The sequence below is a fragment of the Corynebacterium sp. HMSC08D02 genome (genome assembly GCF_001807505.1).
Taxonomy (GTDB): Bacteria; Actinomycetota; Actinomycetes; order Mycobacteriales; family Mycobacteriaceae; genus Corynebacterium; species Corynebacterium pseudogenitalium.
In genome coordinates this window covers 207,518-225,236 of record NZ_KV789252.1, presented here as the reverse complement: position 1 = coordinate 225,236, position 17,719 = coordinate 207,518, and the positions used below count along the sequence as shown (strand labels likewise).

The 17,719-nt window shown below is 54.3% G+C and carries 14 protein-coding genes; 9 read left to right on the top strand and 5 right to left on the bottom strand.

What is annotated here, in order from left to right; translation table 11 throughout:
- Nucleotides 1-51: 51 nt before the first annotated feature.
- Both HMPREF3170_RS07930 and HMPREF3170_RS07925 read right to left on the bottom strand, forming a co-directional pair.
- The gene (locus HMPREF3170_RS07930) at nucleotides 52-1,764 is read right to left on the bottom strand and encodes a DEAD/DEAH box helicase (RefSeq protein WP_070479002.1); all 1,713 of its coding nucleotides are present in this window, start codon (nucleotides 1,762-1,764) and stop codon (nucleotides 52-54) included.
- A gap of 65 nt (nucleotides 1,765-1,829) precedes the next feature.
- Nucleotides 1,830-2,084: a DUF3039 domain-containing protein gene (locus HMPREF3170_RS07925; protein WP_070363499.1), complete on the bottom strand. Its 255-nt coding sequence runs from the start codon at nucleotides 2,082-2,084 to the stop codon at nucleotides 1,830-1,832.
- A 51-nt stretch (nucleotides 2,085-2,135) separates the two neighbouring features.
- On the opposite strand from HMPREF3170_RS07925, the gene HMPREF3170_RS07920 reads away from it, so the two are divergent.
- The 5 genes from HMPREF3170_RS07920 (at nucleotide 2,136) to HMPREF3170_RS07900 (ending at nucleotide 6,521) form a co-directional block, all read left to right on the top strand.
- A complete protein-coding gene (locus tag HMPREF3170_RS07920) occupies nucleotides 2,136-2,612 on the top strand; it encodes a DUF3099 domain-containing protein (protein WP_070478951.1) in 477 nt (158 codons plus the stop codon).
- A gap of 4 nt (nucleotides 2,613-2,616) precedes the next feature.
- Complete coding sequence (locus HMPREF3170_RS07915) at nucleotides 2,617-4,170, top strand: DUF7782 domain-containing protein (RefSeq protein ID WP_070478949.1); 1,554 nt, start codon at nucleotides 2,617-2,619, stop codon at nucleotides 4,168-4,170.
- A 2-nt stretch (nucleotides 4,171-4,172) separates the two neighbouring features.
- Nucleotides 4,173-4,607: a D-aminoacyl-tRNA deacylase gene (gene dtd / locus HMPREF3170_RS07910; RefSeq protein ID WP_070478947.1), complete on the top strand. Its 435-nt coding sequence runs from the start codon at nucleotides 4,173-4,175 to the stop codon at nucleotides 4,605-4,607.
- 92 nt (nucleotides 4,608-4,699) lie between these two features.
- A complete protein-coding gene (locus HMPREF3170_RS07905) occupies nucleotides 4,700-5,695 on the top strand; it encodes a sigma-70 family RNA polymerase sigma factor (RefSeq protein WP_070478945.1) in 996 nt (331 codons plus the stop codon).
- Between the two features lie 139 nt (nucleotides 5,696-5,834).
- Nucleotides 5,835-6,521 carry a metal-dependent transcriptional regulator gene (locus HMPREF3170_RS07900; RefSeq protein ID WP_070478944.1) on the top strand — a complete coding sequence of 229 codons (687 nt, stop codon included), beginning with the start codon at nucleotides 5,835-5,837 and terminating at the stop codon, nucleotides 6,519-6,521.
- Between the two features lie 13 nt (nucleotides 6,522-6,534).
- Here the strand turns inward: HMPREF3170_RS07900 and HMPREF3170_RS07895 are convergent, their stop codons facing one another.
- Nucleotides 6,535-7,692, bottom strand: coding sequence for a DUF4192 domain-containing protein (locus tag HMPREF3170_RS07895; RefSeq protein WP_168156179.1), 1,158 nt, complete (start codon nucleotides 7,690-7,692; stop codon nucleotides 6,535-6,537).
- A gap of 136 nt (nucleotides 7,693-7,828) precedes the next feature.
- On the opposite strand from HMPREF3170_RS07895, the gene HMPREF3170_RS07890 reads away from it, so the two are divergent.
- Entirely contained in the window at nucleotides 7,829-8,869 is a 1,041-nt protein-coding gene (locus HMPREF3170_RS07890; protein WP_083290923.1) for a PAC2 family protein, read from the top strand.
- Nucleotides 8,870-8,905: 36 nt separating this feature from the next.
- The gene (locus HMPREF3170_RS07885) at nucleotides 8,906-11,449 is read left to right on the top strand and encodes a DEAD/DEAH box helicase (RefSeq protein ID WP_070478942.1); all 2,544 of its coding nucleotides are present in this window, start codon (nucleotides 8,906-8,908) and stop codon (nucleotides 11,447-11,449) included.
- A gap of 35 nt (nucleotides 11,450-11,484) precedes the next feature.
- Here the strand turns inward: HMPREF3170_RS07885 and HMPREF3170_RS07880 are convergent, their stop codons facing one another.
- Nucleotides 11,485-12,009, bottom strand: coding sequence for an alkylhydroperoxidase, AhpD family (locus HMPREF3170_RS07880; RefSeq protein ID WP_070362344.1), 525 nt, complete (start codon nucleotides 12,007-12,009; stop codon nucleotides 11,485-11,487).
- A gap of 84 nt (nucleotides 12,010-12,093) precedes the next feature.
- Nucleotides 12,094-12,690, bottom strand: coding sequence for a peroxiredoxin (locus tag HMPREF3170_RS07875; RefSeq protein WP_070478940.1), 597 nt, complete (start codon nucleotides 12,688-12,690; stop codon nucleotides 12,094-12,096).
- 136 nt (nucleotides 12,691-12,826) lie between these two features.
- Here HMPREF3170_RS07875 and HMPREF3170_RS07870 point away from each other — a divergent pair, with 136 nt between their 5' ends.
- Complete coding sequence (locus tag HMPREF3170_RS07870) at nucleotides 12,827-13,783, top strand: hydrogen peroxide-inducible genes activator (RefSeq protein WP_070479000.1); 957 nt, start codon at nucleotides 12,827-12,829, stop codon at nucleotides 13,781-13,783.
- Nucleotides 13,784-13,798: 15 nt separating this feature from the next.
- Entirely contained in the window at nucleotides 13,799-17,710 is a 3,912-nt protein-coding gene (gene hrpA, locus HMPREF3170_RS07865; RefSeq protein WP_070478938.1) for an ATP-dependent RNA helicase HrpA, read from the top strand.
- The last annotated feature ends 9 nt before the right edge of the window (nucleotides 17,711-17,719 follow it).

Sequence of the window (17,719 nt, the reverse complement as noted above, 5' to 3'; positions counted from 1 at the left end):
CGTAGTAAGCAATAACCGGTAGGAGGTCCACTCTCCTACCGGTTTCGTGTATTACCAATCTCGTAAGTACGCAATACGCGCCCGCAGCTGTTCCGCATTGCACAGCGCGGTCGGCGGACCACCACACGCTTTACGCGCTTCCGTATGGATCGCACCATGCGGGCGACCCGTCTTTCCAGCGACGATTGAAACGCGAGCGTTGAGTTCCTTTCTCAACTGGGGAATCTCATCAGCCGCCACTGATGCCTCCTCGCTGCTACCCGGCGCGGAGGTTTGCTTGGACGGCTGAGTGGGAGCCAAGTGCTCTCCTAGTACTTCAGCACGCTCGCGTGCTTGGCGCTCGGCAGCCTTTCGCGCTTTTTCTTCTGCTTCTCGGGCATCTAGTTGGTCGCTTTGGCGTTTGCGGAGCAGAGTCTTGACCTGTTCTTCGTCAAGCAGCCCTGGAAGGCCTAGGAAGTCTTGTTCCTCTGCGGATCCTGCGACGGTGGGTGTGCCGTAGGTGGAGCCGTCGAAAATCAAAGAGTCTAGCTCGGCTGATGCGCCGATGGCTTCGTACGAAGGGTTGTCGTCTGGTTCGTTTTGAACTTGGTTTGCTTGGGCTAGTAGTTCGTCGGACCACCCTGATTCTCGGTGTGGTTTGCCCAAAACGTGGTCGCGTGACACCTCCATTTCTTCCGCGAGGCGGAGCAGAACCGGGACCGACGGGAGAAAAACGGAGGCGGATTCGCCTGGCATGCGTGAGCGCACGAATCGTCCGATTGCCTGCGCGAAAAACAGTGGTGTCGATGCTGATGTTGCATATACTCCGACAGCGAGGCGAGGAACGTCGACTCCCTCAGAGACCATTCTGACTGCGACCATCCATTCGTCGGTGGACTCGGAGAATTCGTCGATGCGGTCGGATGCCCCGGCTTCGTCTGAGAGCACGACCGTGACGGGCGTGCTCGAAATGCTGGAGAGGATCTTGGCGTAGGCGCGTGCTGTCGTCTTGTTCGTAGCGATGACGAGGCCTCCGGCATCCGGCATATTCGTACGAAGTTTTTTCAGCCGTGTATGTGCCGCCTGGAGGACTGCCTTGATCCAGTCCCCTTTCGGATCTAGGGCAGTTTTCCAGGCACGCGCGGTCTGCTCGGCATTCAGTGGCTCACCAAGCCTTGCGGAATACTCTTCCCCGGCGGAGTCTTTCCACTGTGCCTCGCCGGAATATGCCAGGAATACAACTGGGCGGACGACGCCATCGGCCAGGGCGTGGGAGTACCCATAGGTGTAGTCCGCTTGTGAAACGAGGTGCCCATCGCCGTCTTCGACGTATCGGACGAACGGAATCTGGGAATCATCAGAGCGAAACGGCGTACCTGTCAACGCTAAGCGGTGTTCGACATCGTTGTAAGCCTCGTAGACTCCATCCCCCCAACTTTTGGCGTCACCAGCATGGTGAATCTCATCAAGAATCACCAAACTGCGCTTCGCAGTGGCCACCGCATGATGCTTGAACGGGTGCATACCGATTTGCGCATACGTCACGACAATGCCGTCATAGGCAGGGTTTACCGCAGATGAGTTTGTGAAGTTTGGGTCTAGCGAAAGGCCGAACCTCGCTGCTGATTGGGACCACTGGTGTTTTAGGTGTTCTGTTGGTACGACGACGATGATGCGCTGCACTGCCTTCGATGCGTGCAGTTTGCTGGCTAGTGTCAGTGCAAACGTCGTCTTACCCGCACCAGGAGTTGCTACAGCGAGAAAGTCTCGAGGTTTGGTGCGCATAAACGAATCGAGGGCCTCTTGCTGCCATGCGCGCAGCTGAGGCCCGGCCGACGTACCTGGAGCCGTCACTTCCGACGCAACCCCTTATAGATGCGTTCGCAGTCAGGACATACTGGCGACCCAGGCTTCGCCTGCTTCTTCACCGGAAATGTCTTGCCACAGAGTGCGACTACGACTTTTCCAGAAATCGCAGAATCGAAAATCTGATCCTTCTTCACGTAGTGGAAAAACTTGGGGGTTCCATCATCATTTGTTGACGATGTGTCTTCCCGAAGGTCTGTGCGCTCAAGAGTCTTCGTCGTCGTATTCACGACTCCCATCATGCCCCACTTTGGCAAAGTTTTTAAGCCGAGGCGCTAACCTGTGTATTTATGAATGAGAGAGAGGGCGAGGCACAAGAGTACGTCTCGATTGATGCGGAAGTCGAAGTCCACGACGATAAGCATTTCCTTTTTCGTCATTTCCGCTCAAAACGACACCGTGCACTCATTACGGATGCGAAGCAGACGCCGGAGCAAAACCTGCAGAGCCGAGAGGCTCAATACCTTTGGTTGCAGGCACTTCGGATCCCTTTCATTTTGCTTTCGATCGCATCTGCGTGGTGGCTCGGTAACTGGTGGATTGCGACGTTGCTCTTTATTGTTTCCGTACCGCTCCCCTGGGTCGCAGTGATGTTGGGCAACGCGAAAGGAGAGTCGCGTGATCCGCGTGAAAAGAATGTCTACAAGCCTGCGCTGAGTCGTGCCTATGCCGCGTTGGAGGAGCAGTCGAGGCAACAACTATCCTCGAACCAGGCTTCAACAGATACGACGCCGACCGTTATCGATCACGAATCCCAATCGGAGTAGCAGCATGACAGATTTATCATCTACGGCATTTGGATTACACCCTGGACTTGCGCGGGAGCTCGGTGAACGATTGCGCGCGCTCCCCTACACCACATCTTCGATTGGAAGTTATCTTGGACCAAATGCATACCAGGCTCTCTACCGGGGCGAGGTGGGATCCGTCCTGCGTCGCTGCCATTCAGAAGACGTTATCGGATCGGCCATATCCACTTTGTTGTTGCGGCGCCCGACTTCCAAAAACGAGCTCGAGGCGTTATTTGGCTCGTCACTTGCTGAGAAACTCATCAGTGCAGGTGTTTTTCACCAGACCAAAGAGCAACGCTACGAGGTTGCTTACGACATCCGGCCTCATTTGTTGTCTCAACAGCATCACTTCATAGTTGCAGATCTCGACGCCTCTACGTCTGCAATCGTTCCCGGCAAAGATCACGTACTTGGAGTCGGAGCGGCGTCGAAATCCCTGTTGCACGCGATCCCGCAGTCACCGACTGGAACGGTTTTGGACCTTGGAACCGGTTCAGGGGTGCTGTCGGTAGCACAATCTGGCCTTGCCGATCAGATCGTCGGTACTGACATTCATCATCGAGCGATCGAGTTGGCTCAGGCCACGCTCGAGATGAATGGCATCACTAACGTTCAGCTCCGCGAAGGATCTTGGTTTGAGCCTGTCGCGGGCGAGCAGTTTGACAGGATCGTTGCCAACCCGCCGTTTGTAGTCGGCATTCCGGAGGTAGGGCATGTTTACCGCGACTCCGGCATGCCACTGGATGAAGCAAGTCACCTCGTGGCAGAGCACGCACCTGAATATCTCGCAGAAGGTGGGATGCTGTGCATGCTGGGCTCATGGGCCCATATTGATGGTGAGGCGTGGCAGTCGCGAGTTGCGAGTTGGGTCCCTTCGCAGGGAGTCAGCGCATGGGTGCTTCAACGAGAAGTGGTTGACCCCGAGACCTACGTCGCCACGTGGCTGAAAGATGAATCAGTCGACCTCAGGACTGAAAGCGGCATAGCCCGCACACAACAGTGGCTCGATTACTTCCAAGCCGCGGGTGTTCACGCTATTGGTTTCGGTTGGATTTTCATGCAACACATCGGCGACCAGCCCTCCGAGATTACTGCGGAAGAATTATCACACCCGTTCACGGACCCGCTTGGGCCTGAGGTCGAAGAATACTATCTGCGGCAGGCGTGGCTACGGCAAAAATCCGTCCAGGAACTCTTAGATAGTTCGTTCCTGGTCCGGCCCACAGTCGCGATCGAAGACATCGCTGTGCCAAATACTGAAGAGGGGCTGGGTTTCACGCGCGAAGAGCTGCGCATTACTCGAATGGATGGCCCACGATTCTCTCATTCATTGGATGAGGCGTTGAAAACCGTCCTTGCAGGATTGCATCCCGCCGGCTTGCCACTGCGTGACGTGGTGGGCATCCTAGCAGCATCTCGAGGTGTCGACGACCAGCAGGCCCTTGAAGAATTGGAAAACCAAACGGTTGCAGCTGTTGTGGATCTTATCCGCCACGGCATCGTGCTGCCGGCGGAAATTGCAGAGGTGGAGTAGGAATGAAGGCTGTATTGACAAGAGTTACGAACGCGAGCGTCACCGTCGACGGTGAAGTCGTCGGAGCAATCGACTGCGAGGCGACGGGTGGAATTCTGGCCCTTGTCGGAGCAGGACGAGAGGATAGCGACGACGCTTGGGAAACGGTTGCTCGCAAAATCGCGGAACTGCGAATTCTTGAGGGCGAAAAGTCTGTAGTGGACGCACAAGCCCCTGTTTTGCTTGTGAGTCAGTTCACGTTGATGGGTCGCACGGCAAAAGGACGGAGGCCGTCATGGAGTGACGCAGCCCCCGCAGATGAAGCAGCACCCATCATTGAAAAAATCGCAGTCTACCTCCGAGACCGGGGCATCACGGTCGCTGAAGGAAAGTTTGGTGCCCATATGAAGGTGCAGAGCATCAACGACGGCCCATTCACGGTGATTGTCGAGGCCTAGCACTCTTTTGATCATTGGGAACAAAAATGTGTCCAAGATCGTTGAGGGTGTAGAAGATTACCTGTTCCACTCGTCCAAGGAGGCAGTGCTCAATGACGTCGAAGAGTCAGACCTTAACAGCGGACAACGAAGAAAAAGTTGACCGCGGTAGTCGTCGCAATCAAACGAACGACAATCCATCGGCTGACCTTGTTCGCGTGTATCTCAATGGCATTGGCAAGACTGCCCTGCTCGATGCAGAAGAAGAGGTCGAACTAGCCCAGCAGATCGAAGTTGGACTCTATGCCCAGCAGCTTCTTGATGATCCAGACTGCAAGCTCACCCGAGCCCAGAAACGTGACTATAAAATTCTGGCGAAGCAAGGCCGGAAAGCTCGCGCCCACCTCCTTGAGGCAAATCTTCGTCTGGTTGTGTCGTTGGCAAAGCGCTACACAGGACGCGGGATGCCACTGCTCGATCTGATCCAAGAGGGCAACCTCGGACTGATCCGCGCGATGGAGAAATTTGACTATGCCAAGGGTTTTAAATTCTCGACGTACGCGACGTGGTGGATTCGACAGGCCATTACTCGCGGCATGGCAGACCAGTCTCGTACTATCCGTCTCCCTGTGCATCTTGTAGAGCAGGTCAATAAACTCTCCCGAATTCGCCGCGAGATGTACCAGTCGTTTGGCCGCGAACCAACGAATGAGGAGTTGGCAGAGGAGTCTGGCATCGAAGAGGACAAGATTGAGCTCCTCCTCCGTCAATCCCGAGACCCCGTGAGTCTTGACATGCCGGTCGGAGCGGATGAAGAGGCCCCCCTGGGGGACTTCATTGAAGATGCAGAAGCTACAGACGCCGAAGACGCGGTGGTATCCGTGCTCCGTCACGATGACATCCAAGATGTCATCAACGGTTTGGAGCAGCGCGAGCAGGACGTCATCCGTATGCGCTATGGGCTGACCGACGGTGTTCCCCGCACATTGGACCAGATTGGGCGTAAATTCGGCTTGTCTCGTGAGCGCGTTCGCCAAATCGAACGAGAGGTCATGGCGAAGCTTCGCGTAGGTGACCGCGCAGAGCGCCTTAGGGATTACGCAATGTAACAACCGCGACGAAGCGTTCCGCAACTAATAGTTTTTTGGGTTACCATAGCAATCGTTAATAGGCGTCGATTCTTGGACTGCGTCGAATGTTGACGCAGCCTCAACGCTTCAGAGCGACTTTTAGGCAAGGGAGTTCCACGTGCGTGATCTCGTAGACACAACAGAAATGTATTTACGTACAGTTTACGAACTTGAGGAGGAAGGCATTGTGCCGCTCCGCGCACGAATCGCAGAGCGGCTCGAGCAGTCTGGCCCGACAGTTTCCCAGACCGTCGCCCGCATGGAGCGCGACGGCCTGATTGTTGTTGAAACAGATCGCTCGCTCTCCCTTACCAACGAGGGACGCGCCCGTGCGACTGCGGTGATGCGTAAGCACCGCCTCGCAGAGTGCCTTCTCACCAGCATCCTCAAGTTGGATATTGAACAAGTGCACGACGAAGCATGTCGCTGGGAACACGTGATGAGTGAAGCCGTGGAAAAGCGCGTATACGAGGTACTCAACCACCCTCAGGTATCTCCGTTTGGCAACCCCATCCCTGCGTTGGATGAAATTGGCGGTTCAAATGTTGCTAAGCCTGAGCTTGGCACTCGCGCAACGGACTTAGATCTCTCCGAGGGCCGCGAAGCTGTAGTGGTCCAAATCAGTGAGATTCTGCAGCTCGAAGCAGAGCGCTTGCCGGAGCTGGCAGGCCTAGGCGATATCGTCGGCCAAAAAGTCATAGTGAGCCTTCCGGATGATGGGGGGCTACAGCTATCACTTCCTGGCCAAAAAGATTTCGTCATTCCTGATGACCTCGCGCATGCCGTGCGCATTGAGCTTCAGTAGAGCCGATCTGCTGTTAGGAACCTGCAAGCATCTCTAGCTCCATCCAGACTGCTTCCCCGCCTTCTTCAACTGCGTGCAGGAGACCCTCATATTGACCGATCGCGAGTAACTGCAGGAGCACGTCGCTTAATGAGTGGTCCGGCATTTCTTGCAGCGCGCACTGTAGTGCGACCCCTGCCCAAGACCCGATCTCGCACCGCACAGCGATCACAGCCCACAACGCTAACGCGTTTGCCCGCACTGTCCCCACAGCATGGCGCGACAAGAATAGTAGTGGAGCAGCAAGTCGCTTTGGGTTCTGCATAATCGTGGGGATAAGTGTATCCCGCAGTAGAGCATGGGTGAGCAGAGCCGTCAAGCCTTCGAGCGCGATTCTCATTTCATTCGAGATTTCGCCGATTGGATTAGCATCGCGCTGGCCGATGAGGCAAGTCTCGGGCAAGCAAAGCAGAACCTCGATAATGCTTTCAATTTCTTCTTTCGCCAGTTTTGCCGGGTGTTCCTCCTCCCCAGCGTGGCTACCGCCCCACAAGTCTTTCAGTAGCTGCAACCCGTCTTTGCGTGTCTGTGCCTGGATTTGTTGCGCCAGTTGGACGGACTCCGAATCGACCGGCTCAAAATAGCTAAACGTGTCTTGTCTATCGAGTTCTGGGAGTATCCCCTGCTCAACGTATGGGCGCATCGATGGAGAGGAAATCACTGACGATACACAGCCACCAATGAGGGAGGACGCGCGATCGCATTCTTCGGCCGCATTCAATGGCGGTCCAAAAAGCAATGTATATGGGGTACCCTGCGCAATTTCGGAAACATGCCAGCACAGGTCGACTTTGAAACCGGTTTCTTCTTCGAGGAACTGCAAGCGATCAACTGCGTCTTTGACGAGCTCTGAGTTCGGAATACGGCTCACAATGACTGCAAGGTACGCGATGACGTCATCCCCCAGTAGGTATTGCGTCACGTCGGTCTTGAGGCTTTCTATGAATGCTTCAAGGCGCGTGAGGTCAACGCGAACTACAGGTCCAAGTTGAAGCCCACGTGTTCCTTCGCTGTCCGGAATGATGCCGAGCACCACGACCGATTCTTGAGGATAAAACCCTAGAACCCCGGGCAGGGCTGCGATGATATCTGATGGTCCAAAAAGTGATGAATTAGCTGCATTTATTTTCATACAGTTTAGACGTAGCCAACACAGCATCGGTTCCCGCTTTGCTAGAATTCCTTATTTTCAGCAGGAATATTTCTTCACCCCAGACGTTGTGGGTAAGTACAAAGTTAGATCCTTTCAAATTATCCTAGGAGCGGTCATGCCAACGAATAATCGCATGTATGAACTTGAGTACCCGTCTCCCTCGAGTCTTGGCGAATCTCCTGAGGGGCCAACGCTCGTCGTTGCGTTACAGGGTTACGCAGATGCGGGCCATGCGGTTGAAGGGGTATCGAATCATCTCAACGCGGCGTTGGAAACCCGCACTTTAGCCACCTTCAATAACGATGAACTCATTGACTACCGCTCTCGCAGGCCTGCTGTAACCCTGGCGAATCACACGGTGGCCGACGTCGAAGAGATCGGCATTGAGCTGCGTGTTGTCCGCGACACAAAGGATATGCCGTTTCTGCTGCTGAGCGGGCCAGAGCCTGATCTGCGTTGGGAGGCATTTAGCAAGTCTGTGGCTGACCTTGCAGTGCAGTTTGGAGTTCAGCAAACGCTGTGCCTCTACGCTGCCCCTGTTGCCGCTCCCCATACCCGCCCAGTAGTGGTTTCCACACACGGAAATGATGAGAGCTTGGTGAAAGACAAGTATCTCTTCGACGGAATTATTACTGTGCCCGGGGCTGCCTCCATCATGATCGAGCGAGAGCTAGATAAGCGAGGCGAAAAGGTCGCTGGTTTTACTGCGCATGTACCTCATTACATTGCAAACTCTCCTTACCCGATGGCGGCGTTCCAGCTCATGCAGGCGCTCGAGGATACAGCAAATCTTCAGTTGCCACTCCGCGCGCTCGAGCAAGAGATAACAAGTGTTCAGCGTCAATTAGCAGAGCAAACGGCTGCGTCAAAGGAGATCGCGCAAGTCGTCTCGGCTCTCGAACAGCATTACGACCGTGAAGTTGAGGAGTACCGCAGGAACAATCCCAACGCAAAGATGCCCGGTGAGGCACAGGTTCCTTCCGGCGATGAGATCAGCGAAGCCTTCGAGAACTATCTCACGGCGATCGAGGACCAGCAGAGTCGTCCGCTTGTCGACGGACAACGGGGACTGCCTTTTGGCGATGATCTCAGTCAGGCTTTGCAGGATTTTTACTATATTGACCCAGCTCAGCCAACCGATGAGGAAGACGAGTAGCGGCTTTTCGCGACGAACTCGGCTACGGTAGTTGGCGTGACTCTTTCTACGTATTTGGCAGACCTTGACGACGTTCCAGCAGACCTTTTTGAAGAGGCCGTCTGGGACTCTTTCACTGCGTGGACACAGAGTCGTGGAATCTCGCTTTATGAAGCTCAGGAAGAAGCTTCGCTTGCGTTGCTTGCTGGGGATAATGTGATCCTGGCGACGCCAACCGGTTCGGGAAAGTCGATGGTGGCAAACGCTGCGCACTTCATTGCCATGGCTCGAGGGCAGCGCTCGTTTTATACTGCCCCAATTAAGGCGCTTGTGAGCGAAAAGTTCTTTGCACTGTGTGAGATCTTCGGAGCAGAAAACGTAGGGATGATGACCGGTGATGCCACAGTGAACAGCGGCGCCCCTATTATCGCAGCCACCGCTGAAATCGTCGCGAATATTGCGCTGCGAGAAGGTGAGCACGCGAAGATTCAGCAGGTCATCATGGATGAGTTTCACTACTATTCGGAGCCGGACCGCGGATGGGCATGGCAGGTGCCGCTACTGGAACTCCCCCAGGCCCAGTTCCTTTTGATGTCTGCCACGCTTGGAGAAACTGCCTGGATAGAAAAGGATCTCACCGAGCGCACTGGCCGCCCAACCACGTATGTTGGTGGGTCGGAGCGTCCCGTGCCACTCGATTTCAGTTACGTGTTCTCCCCCGTCCATGAGACGATCGAAGAACTACTGGCGGATAACAAAGCGCCGATCTACGTTGTGCACTTCTCACAACGCGAGGCAGCAGAGCGCGCGCAGGCACTGACCAGTATGAAAATCATCAACGCAGAGGAGAAGCAACGTATCGCAGAGGAGATCGGGAATTTTAGGTTCACGACTACCTTCGGTAAAACGTTGTCGAGGTTACTTCGAAAAGGCATTGGCATTCACCATGCCGGAATGCTGCCGAAGTATCGACGGCTCGTCGAAAAACTATCTCAAACAGGGCTTTTAAAGGTGATCTGCGGAACGGACACCCTCGGCGTCGGTATCAATGTGCCAATTCGTACTGTGCTGATTACCGGCCTGGCAAAGTACGACGGGACGAAACAACGCATCCTTAAATCGAGGGAGTTTCACCAAATCGCCGGCCGCGCGGGGCGAGCTGGGTACGACACCGAGGGCACGGTCGTCGTCGAAGCGCCAGAACACGAGATTGAGAATGCAAAGCTTCGGCGTCGCGCCGGCGACGATCCGAAGCGGCTTAAGAAGCTCAACAAGAAGTCAGCTCGTGATGGCGAAGTTACCTGGTCCGAAAAAACTTTCCAGCGCCTCACAACGGCAGAACCGGAGGAACTCACTAGCCAGTTCCAAGTATCGAATTCCATGTTGCTCAATGTTATTGCTCGCCCGGGTGACGGCTACGAGCACATGAAGCACTTGATTCGGAGCAACCATGACACACGCGCTAAGCAGAACCGTGACATTCTTACGGCAGTCGATCTGTTTCGCGGGCTCATCCAGGCTGACATTGTAGAACGCACTCCTGATTCTCCAGCGTATCGCCCCTATACTCTCACGCGAGAGCTGGACAGGGACTTTGCGCTCAACCAACCGCTTTCCCCGTTCGCGCTGGCATTTCTCACGGTGCTTGACCCCGAGTCTTCAACGTATTCGTTGGATGTAATCTCAGCGTTTGAGGCAATCTTGGATGACCCCCGTCAGGTGCTGCAAGCTCAGCAGTCAGCAGCTCGCGGCGAGGAGATCGCAGCTCTCAAGGCAGAGGGCGTCGACTACACGGAGCGCATGGCACTCATCGAAGATGTGACGTACCCTCAGCCGCTCGCGGAGGAACTGGAAGATGCATTTGAGACCTACTGCTCCAGTAACCCGTGGGCGAAGGAGTGGCAGCTTTCGCCAAAGTCGGTGGTACGCGACATGATCGAGCATGCGATGACGTTTTCGGATCTCATCGCAACCTACGGGCTATCCCGCTCTGAGGGTGTGGTGCTCCGCTACCTCACCGATGCGTGGCGCACCCTCTCCCACTCTGTGCCCGAGGCATATATGACTGAGGAGCTCGAAGATATCATCGTGTGGCTAGGCGAGCTGATCCGTCAGGTGGACTCGTCGCTCATTGACGAATGGGCGACACTAGCTGATGACGACGCCCCAATCTCCCAGGATGTTCTCGACCGCGAGCTTGCGTTCGGTGTTGAGGATCCTACGGCGCTCACAGCGAACCGCAGGGCGTTCAAAATCATGGTTCGCAACTATTTCTTTAGGCTTGTCGAACTGTTTGCGTTCGAAAAGGAAGAAGCCCTGGAGTCGATGCTTGAATATCTCGACCCCGATGTTCGGCCCGACTGGCCCTCGCTTCTTGACGACTACTTCGACGAGTACGACGATGTCATGATCGACGCAGATGCTCGCGGGCCAGAGTATTTCCGAGTAAACGATGAAAGCTCGCGGCTCTGGGAAGTCGTACAGATCGTGAAAGATCCAGATGGGGACCGCAGCTTCCAATTCCACGGCGTCGTCGATCTCGATGCCTCTGATGAGGCAGGAGAGGTTCGGCTGAGGGACTTGGACGTTGTCCAGATGTAGTCCCTCAGCCGACTATCGCGCAGAAGACGTAACAGTTAGCGTGCGTCTTCTACCACTACGGTCTGTGCAATGGCCTGGATAACAGCAGCAATCTTTACTGCCTCCCAGACCTGCTCCTTGGTCAGGCCCTCTTCGCGCACGACGTTGGAGTGTGCAACAGCGCAATGCTCGCAGCCATTGACAGCAGATACTGCGAGCGACCACAGCTCAAAGTCTGCCTTCTCGACGCCAGGCTTCGAGATGATGTTCATGCGAAGGCCAAACTTTACCTGTGCAAAGTCATCGCCGAGCCAGCCCTTTGCGCGGTAGGCAACGTTGTTCATTGCCATAACAGTTGCTGCGCCGAAAGCGGCATCGAGAGCCTCTTCAGACAGGTGCTCCTTGGCCTCGTCCGTAATCTCGGAGATCACGGTGGGGTTCTTTGTCGCTGCAGCGGAAGCAACGAGAGTGCCCCACAGCTGCTGCTCGTTCAGCTCTGTAGAGCGTGTCAAGGAGCCAAGGTTCAGCTTCTGGTCTTTTGCATATTCAGGCAAAGCGCTGCGCAGGTTATCGATCGACATATCTCTTTTCTCTTTCCTCTCTATTGTTTATTAATAAATCCCCGTCACTGAGTATTGAACTAGTGACGGGGACTCGGAGTTCATTTACTTCAGGGATTCCTGAACGACAGCCAACTTGTCGATGTTCTTCGTTGGGTCGTTCTTCTGCCAGTCACAGGCGCAGACCTCTTCGGACTGGAGAGCATCCAAAACGCGAAGGACCTCTTCGACGTTACGGCCAACAGCATCCGGGGTGACAGACACGAACTGGATGACGCCGTCTGGGTCGATGATGAACGTTGCACGATCAGCGACGCCTGCCTCATTTTCAACGCCCAGTGCACGGATCAAGTCGTGGCGGACATCAGCAAACATTGGGAACGGAACGGCCTTCAGATCTGGGTGCGTTGCACGCCAGTTGAAGTGGGAGTACTCATTGTCAGTGGAGCCACCAAGGACCTGCGTATCGCGATCTTCGAACTCTTCGTTCAGCTTGCCGAACGCTGCGATCTCGGTTGGGCAGACGAACGTAAAGTCCTTCGGGTAGAAGAAAACGACCTTCCACTTACCCTCGTACTTGTCCAGGGATACATTCTCGAAGTAGTCCTCTGGGCTTGTTGCGTCGACCTCATGAAGGTCGCCACCCTTCAGCGCTACCAGATCGAACTCAGGGAAACGCTCGCCTACAGTCAGAATTGCCATAGCTTAACCTCCGAATGTGAGATGTCGTATATATACGGTCTTGGAATGCAATCGCTCGCACTCTGTCAAACATTGTGCCAGAAACGCCGCGCAATTTCAACAGCAAAACCTATTGCAATGCCGTATGGTTATAAGAATGAACAATAAAGAATATAAACCAACCTTGGCCCAACTTCGTACGTTTGTGACCATCGCCGAGAATAGGCACTTCGGCACTGCTGCGAGCAAGCTCAACATTTCTCAACCGTCATTATCCCAGGCATTGGTCGCGCTAGAGACCGGTTTAGGGATTCAACTTATCGAGCGATCCACCCGAAAGGTCATCGTCACTCCAACTGGGGAGGCGCTCCTCCCCTATGCAAAAGCAACGCTTGAAGCAGCCGATGCTTTTGTTGCACATGCCCGCGGTGCACATGGGGTCCTTTCCGGACCCCTCAATATCGGCATCATCCCCACCATCGCACCGTATATCCTGCCCACCCTTTTACAACTGATTCAGAGCGAGTTCCCCGATTTAACTCCTCGAATCATCGAAGAGCCCACCAAGCACCTACTCGCTAAATTGCGCGACGGAAACGTCGATGTGGCGCTGCTAGCCCTGCCTACACACGCGCCTGGAGTCAGTGAATTGGAACTCTATGACGAAGACTTCATCGTCGTAACAAATGAGAAACACAAGTTGTCTGGGCTCCAAAACCTTACTCTCGATGTCCTGGAAGAACTCGATTTGCTTCTTCTCGACGACGGCCACTGCCTGCGCGACCAAATAGTTGACCTTTGCAAGAACGTTCAAACTACACCCTCAAATTCAAGCCAATCAGATACACGGGCTGCGTCACTGACTACCATCATGCAGCTGGTTGTGGCTGGCCTTGGATCAACCCTCGTTCCCAAGTCAGCTATTGCAGCTGAGTGCACACGTCCTGGTTTGGGGCTTTCTACCTTCCAGAAGAGTGTCGACGCGAAGCGTACAATTGGACTGGCCTACCGCTCTTCTTCTTCCCGCATCCATGAGTTTGAGGAACTTGGAGCGTTGTGTAGAAAGGCGTACAAAGAGGTAGCGAAAACCAGTGATGCGATTCTGTCCCGCTAAACTGGGACGCTAGTTATGAAGGACCAGGAACAAACACCTAAGAAAGAACTCTTCCGCCAACTAGACAACGTGGAACTACGCGACGTCCGGCGTCTTCGCCGTCGCATTCGACAGGCCAAGAACGGCAAGGAACTTAACAAAGTTGAAGAGGCAATTGCCCGAAGCTTGCACGTCGTTCGGGCGCGGGATGAACTCATTCCGAACATCGAGTACCCAGATGCACTCCCGGTTTCTCAGCGCAAGAATGACATCTTAGAAGCTGTCGCGAACCACCAAGTGACTGTTATTGCTGGTGAAACTGGATCCGGCAAGACCACCCAGATTCCTAAGATGCTGCTCGAGCTCGGCCGCGGTCGACGAGGGCGTATCGCGCATACTCAGCCACGCCGTCTCGCTGCTAGAACTGTCGCTGAACGCATAGCAGAAGAACTAGGTCAGAGCATTGGAGAATCGGTCGGTTACGCCATTCGCTTCGACGACAAGGTCAGCACCACTACCTCAGTGAAGCTCATGACAGACGGAATTCTCCTTACGGAGATTCAGCGTGATCGGTTCCTCAACGCGTACGACACCATCATTATCGATGAGGCGCACGAGCGTTCCTTAAACATCGACTTTTTGCTTGGATACGTCAAGGAGCTTCTCCCCAAACGCCCCGACCTGAAGGTCATCATCACGTCCGCCACCATTGACGTCGAACGCTTCGCGCAGCACTTCTGTGACGAAGAAGGCAACCCCGCCCCGATTATTGAGGTTTCAGGTCGTACCTACCCGGTTGAGGTGCGCTACCGTCCGCTCGTCGAAAATGCCGGCGATCGTGAAATTGATATTGACATGATTGACGGTGTTATCAACGCCATCAAGGAGTTGATGGCAGAAGGCGACGGTGACATCCTCTGCTTTTTCGCCTCAGAACGTGACATCCGTGACTGCATGGAAGCAATTGAAAAGCAGCATTGGAAGAATGTTGAAGTCGCGCCACTTTTCGGACGCCTTTCGAACGCAGAACAGCACCGCGTCTTCTCCCCGCATAGCGGGCGTAGGATCGTCCTCTCTACGAACATCGCCGAAACTTCGCTCACAGTGCCGGGAATTCACTACGTTGTGGACACTGGCCTCGCTCGCATTTCACGGTATTCAACGCGGACTAAAGTACAGCGTCTTCCAATTGAGGAGATATCCCAAGCCTCAGCAAACCAGCGCTCGGGCCGTTGTGGACGTGTTGCTGACGGTATCGCTATCCGCTTGTACTCGGAAGAGAACTTTAATTCACGCCCGGAATTTACTGACCCTGAAATATTGCGGACCAACTTGGCAAGTGTGATCCTGCAAATGATTTCTCTCAATCTCGGCGACATGCGGCACTTTCCATTCGTGGAATCCCCAGACGACAAAGCTATTCGCGATGGCCTTACGCTCTTGTACGAGCTCGGTGCAATCAAAGCAATACCAAAGGGTGAACTTCCAAGACTCACGAAAATTGGCCATACGCTTGCGAAAATCCCAGTCGACCCCAAGATGGCTCGCATGCTCGTCGAGGCCGAACGCTACCGGGTGTTGGAGGATGTCACCGCAGTTGTCGCCCATATGTCGATTCAAGACGTGCGCGAACGCCCCCTGGAATTTCAGGCACAAGCAGACCAAGCCCATGCACGGTTCAAAGACAAGACATCCGACTTTCTTTCAGCGCTCAAGCTCTGGGATTACGTCGGAGGTCTCCGTGAAGAGCTTTCAGGCAATCAGTTCAGAAAGCGCATGAAGCGTGAGTATTTGCACTATATGCGAATTCGTGAATGGCACGACCTCGTTCGTCAGCTCCGCGACGTCGAACGTCGACTGGGCTGGGACGTCGACAAAGCAATGACAATGACAACGAAACGTGACGCTGACTCGATTCATCGAGCATTGCTCACTGGCTTACTTTCGAATATCGGTGCTCGCGACGGAAACAGCAAAGAATACCAAGGTGCTCGTGGTACCCGTTTCCTGATTTTCCCAGGGTCATCGCTGGCCAAGACCCCACCAGAGTTTTTGATGGCAAGCGAGCTTGTAGAAACCTCGCGGCTTTGGGCCAGAGACGTGGCAAAAGTAGAATCCTCATGGATCGAGCACGCGGCAGGATCACTCCTGAAACATGTCTATTCAGAACCGTTCTGGTCACGGAAACGCGCATGCGCAATGGTTCATCAAAAATCGTTATTGTACGGCATCCCTATCGTGCGAGACCGACTTATCCCCTACCACCGCGTTGATCCTACGGCTGCGCGCGAGATGTTTATTCGTCACGCACTCATTGACGGCGATTGGACGAGGACTCATAAGTTTCTCGAACACAACAGCTTGTTGCTAAGCGAAGCCGCAGAAGTTGAAGAAAAGCTACGGCGTAGGGGCATCGTCGTTGACGAAGACACTCTATTCAATTTCTACGACGTGAAACTGCCGGATTCAGTCACAACAGCGAACAATTTTGACAGTTGGTGGAAGAAGCAACGGCAGCTCGATCCCGGATATCTTCACTTTGATCCAAGTAAACTCGTTGACGATTCTGCCCAGACTATCTCTGCAGAAGACTTTCCAATGTCATGGTCACAAGGGTCGATGCGGTTCGATGTGTCGTACAAATTCGAGCCTGGAACCGCCTACGACGGTGTTACCATCGCAATTCCCCTGCCTCTACTGGCCAGCGTTGAATCAGTCGGATTTGACTGGCTTGTACCTGGGCTACGTAAAGAGTTGCTGACTGAACTCATTCGTTCACTGCCGAAACCACTACGCAAGGGCGTCGTCCCCGCTCCAGACTTCGCTGACCGTGCACTTGAGCGTATGACGTTCGATCCACGCACGTCGGTTACCGAAGCACTGGCTCAGGCCCTCACTGAATTGGGTGCCAGCGGCATTAGCGGGCATGATTTCCGCACGCACCTGCTGCCACCGCACTTGCTCATAACGTTTGCAGTCATTGATAAACGTGGGAAGATTGTCGACTCAGACAAGAGTCTCCTTGCTTTGAAGAAGCGTCGGGCCACACAGATTCGTTCTTCAGTCGCGAAAGCAAGCCGCCACTCTGAAACTGCCGAAGTTCCTGTATGGACCGAAGACACACTCGGCGATATTCCCGAAAGTACGACCACAACCATTGATGGCAACAAAGTCGAGGCCTATCCTGCGCTCGAGGTGACTCCCAAAGGCGTTCGCGTTGCTGTGCATCCAACCCGGGCGAGTGCTGATGCATCAATGATGACGGCAACGCTCACGTTGCTGCTGCGGGCAATCGAGGTTTCCGATACTCAGATGACGAAGGGACTGCCACTACAGCAACGTGTCGCTGTTGATAGGTATCCACATGGCGGGGCTTCCGGCCTTGTCGAAGACGCTCGCGTTGCAGCAATCCGCGACGCGATGATTCAAGCCGGCGGCCCTGTGAGGTCACCTGCTGATTTCGACGCACTATGTGCGAAAATTAAACCGACTATTCCGGGAGCTGTCCGACGATCAATTGTATCGATCGCGCCAGGTCTCGCTGCATACTCAGATTTGATGCAAGAGCTCAAGAATTGGTCTGGTCCTGCGATTGATGATATTCGGGAGCAACTAGCATTCATGCTGCCCGCGAACGCTATCACGGTTCATGGCATGCAACACCTACAGCACCTCCCCCGTTACATAGAGGCAATCCAGATACGGCTTGAGCATCTAGAAGCGGAACCGGAACGTGACGAAGAGCGGCAGGCTGAAGTAGCAAATGCTAAGGCTTACCTAGAGCGACGAATGGAACAGCTCCCTGCCCAATGCAGAAAGACACGCGCATACAAGGACGTGATGTGGCGAATTCAGGAGCTGCGAGTGAGTTTGTTTGCACAACACCTTGGTACCCAAAAGCCTGTGAGCGTGCGTCGTATTGAAAAAATGGTCGATAAACTTCGGTAGTGAGCCTCG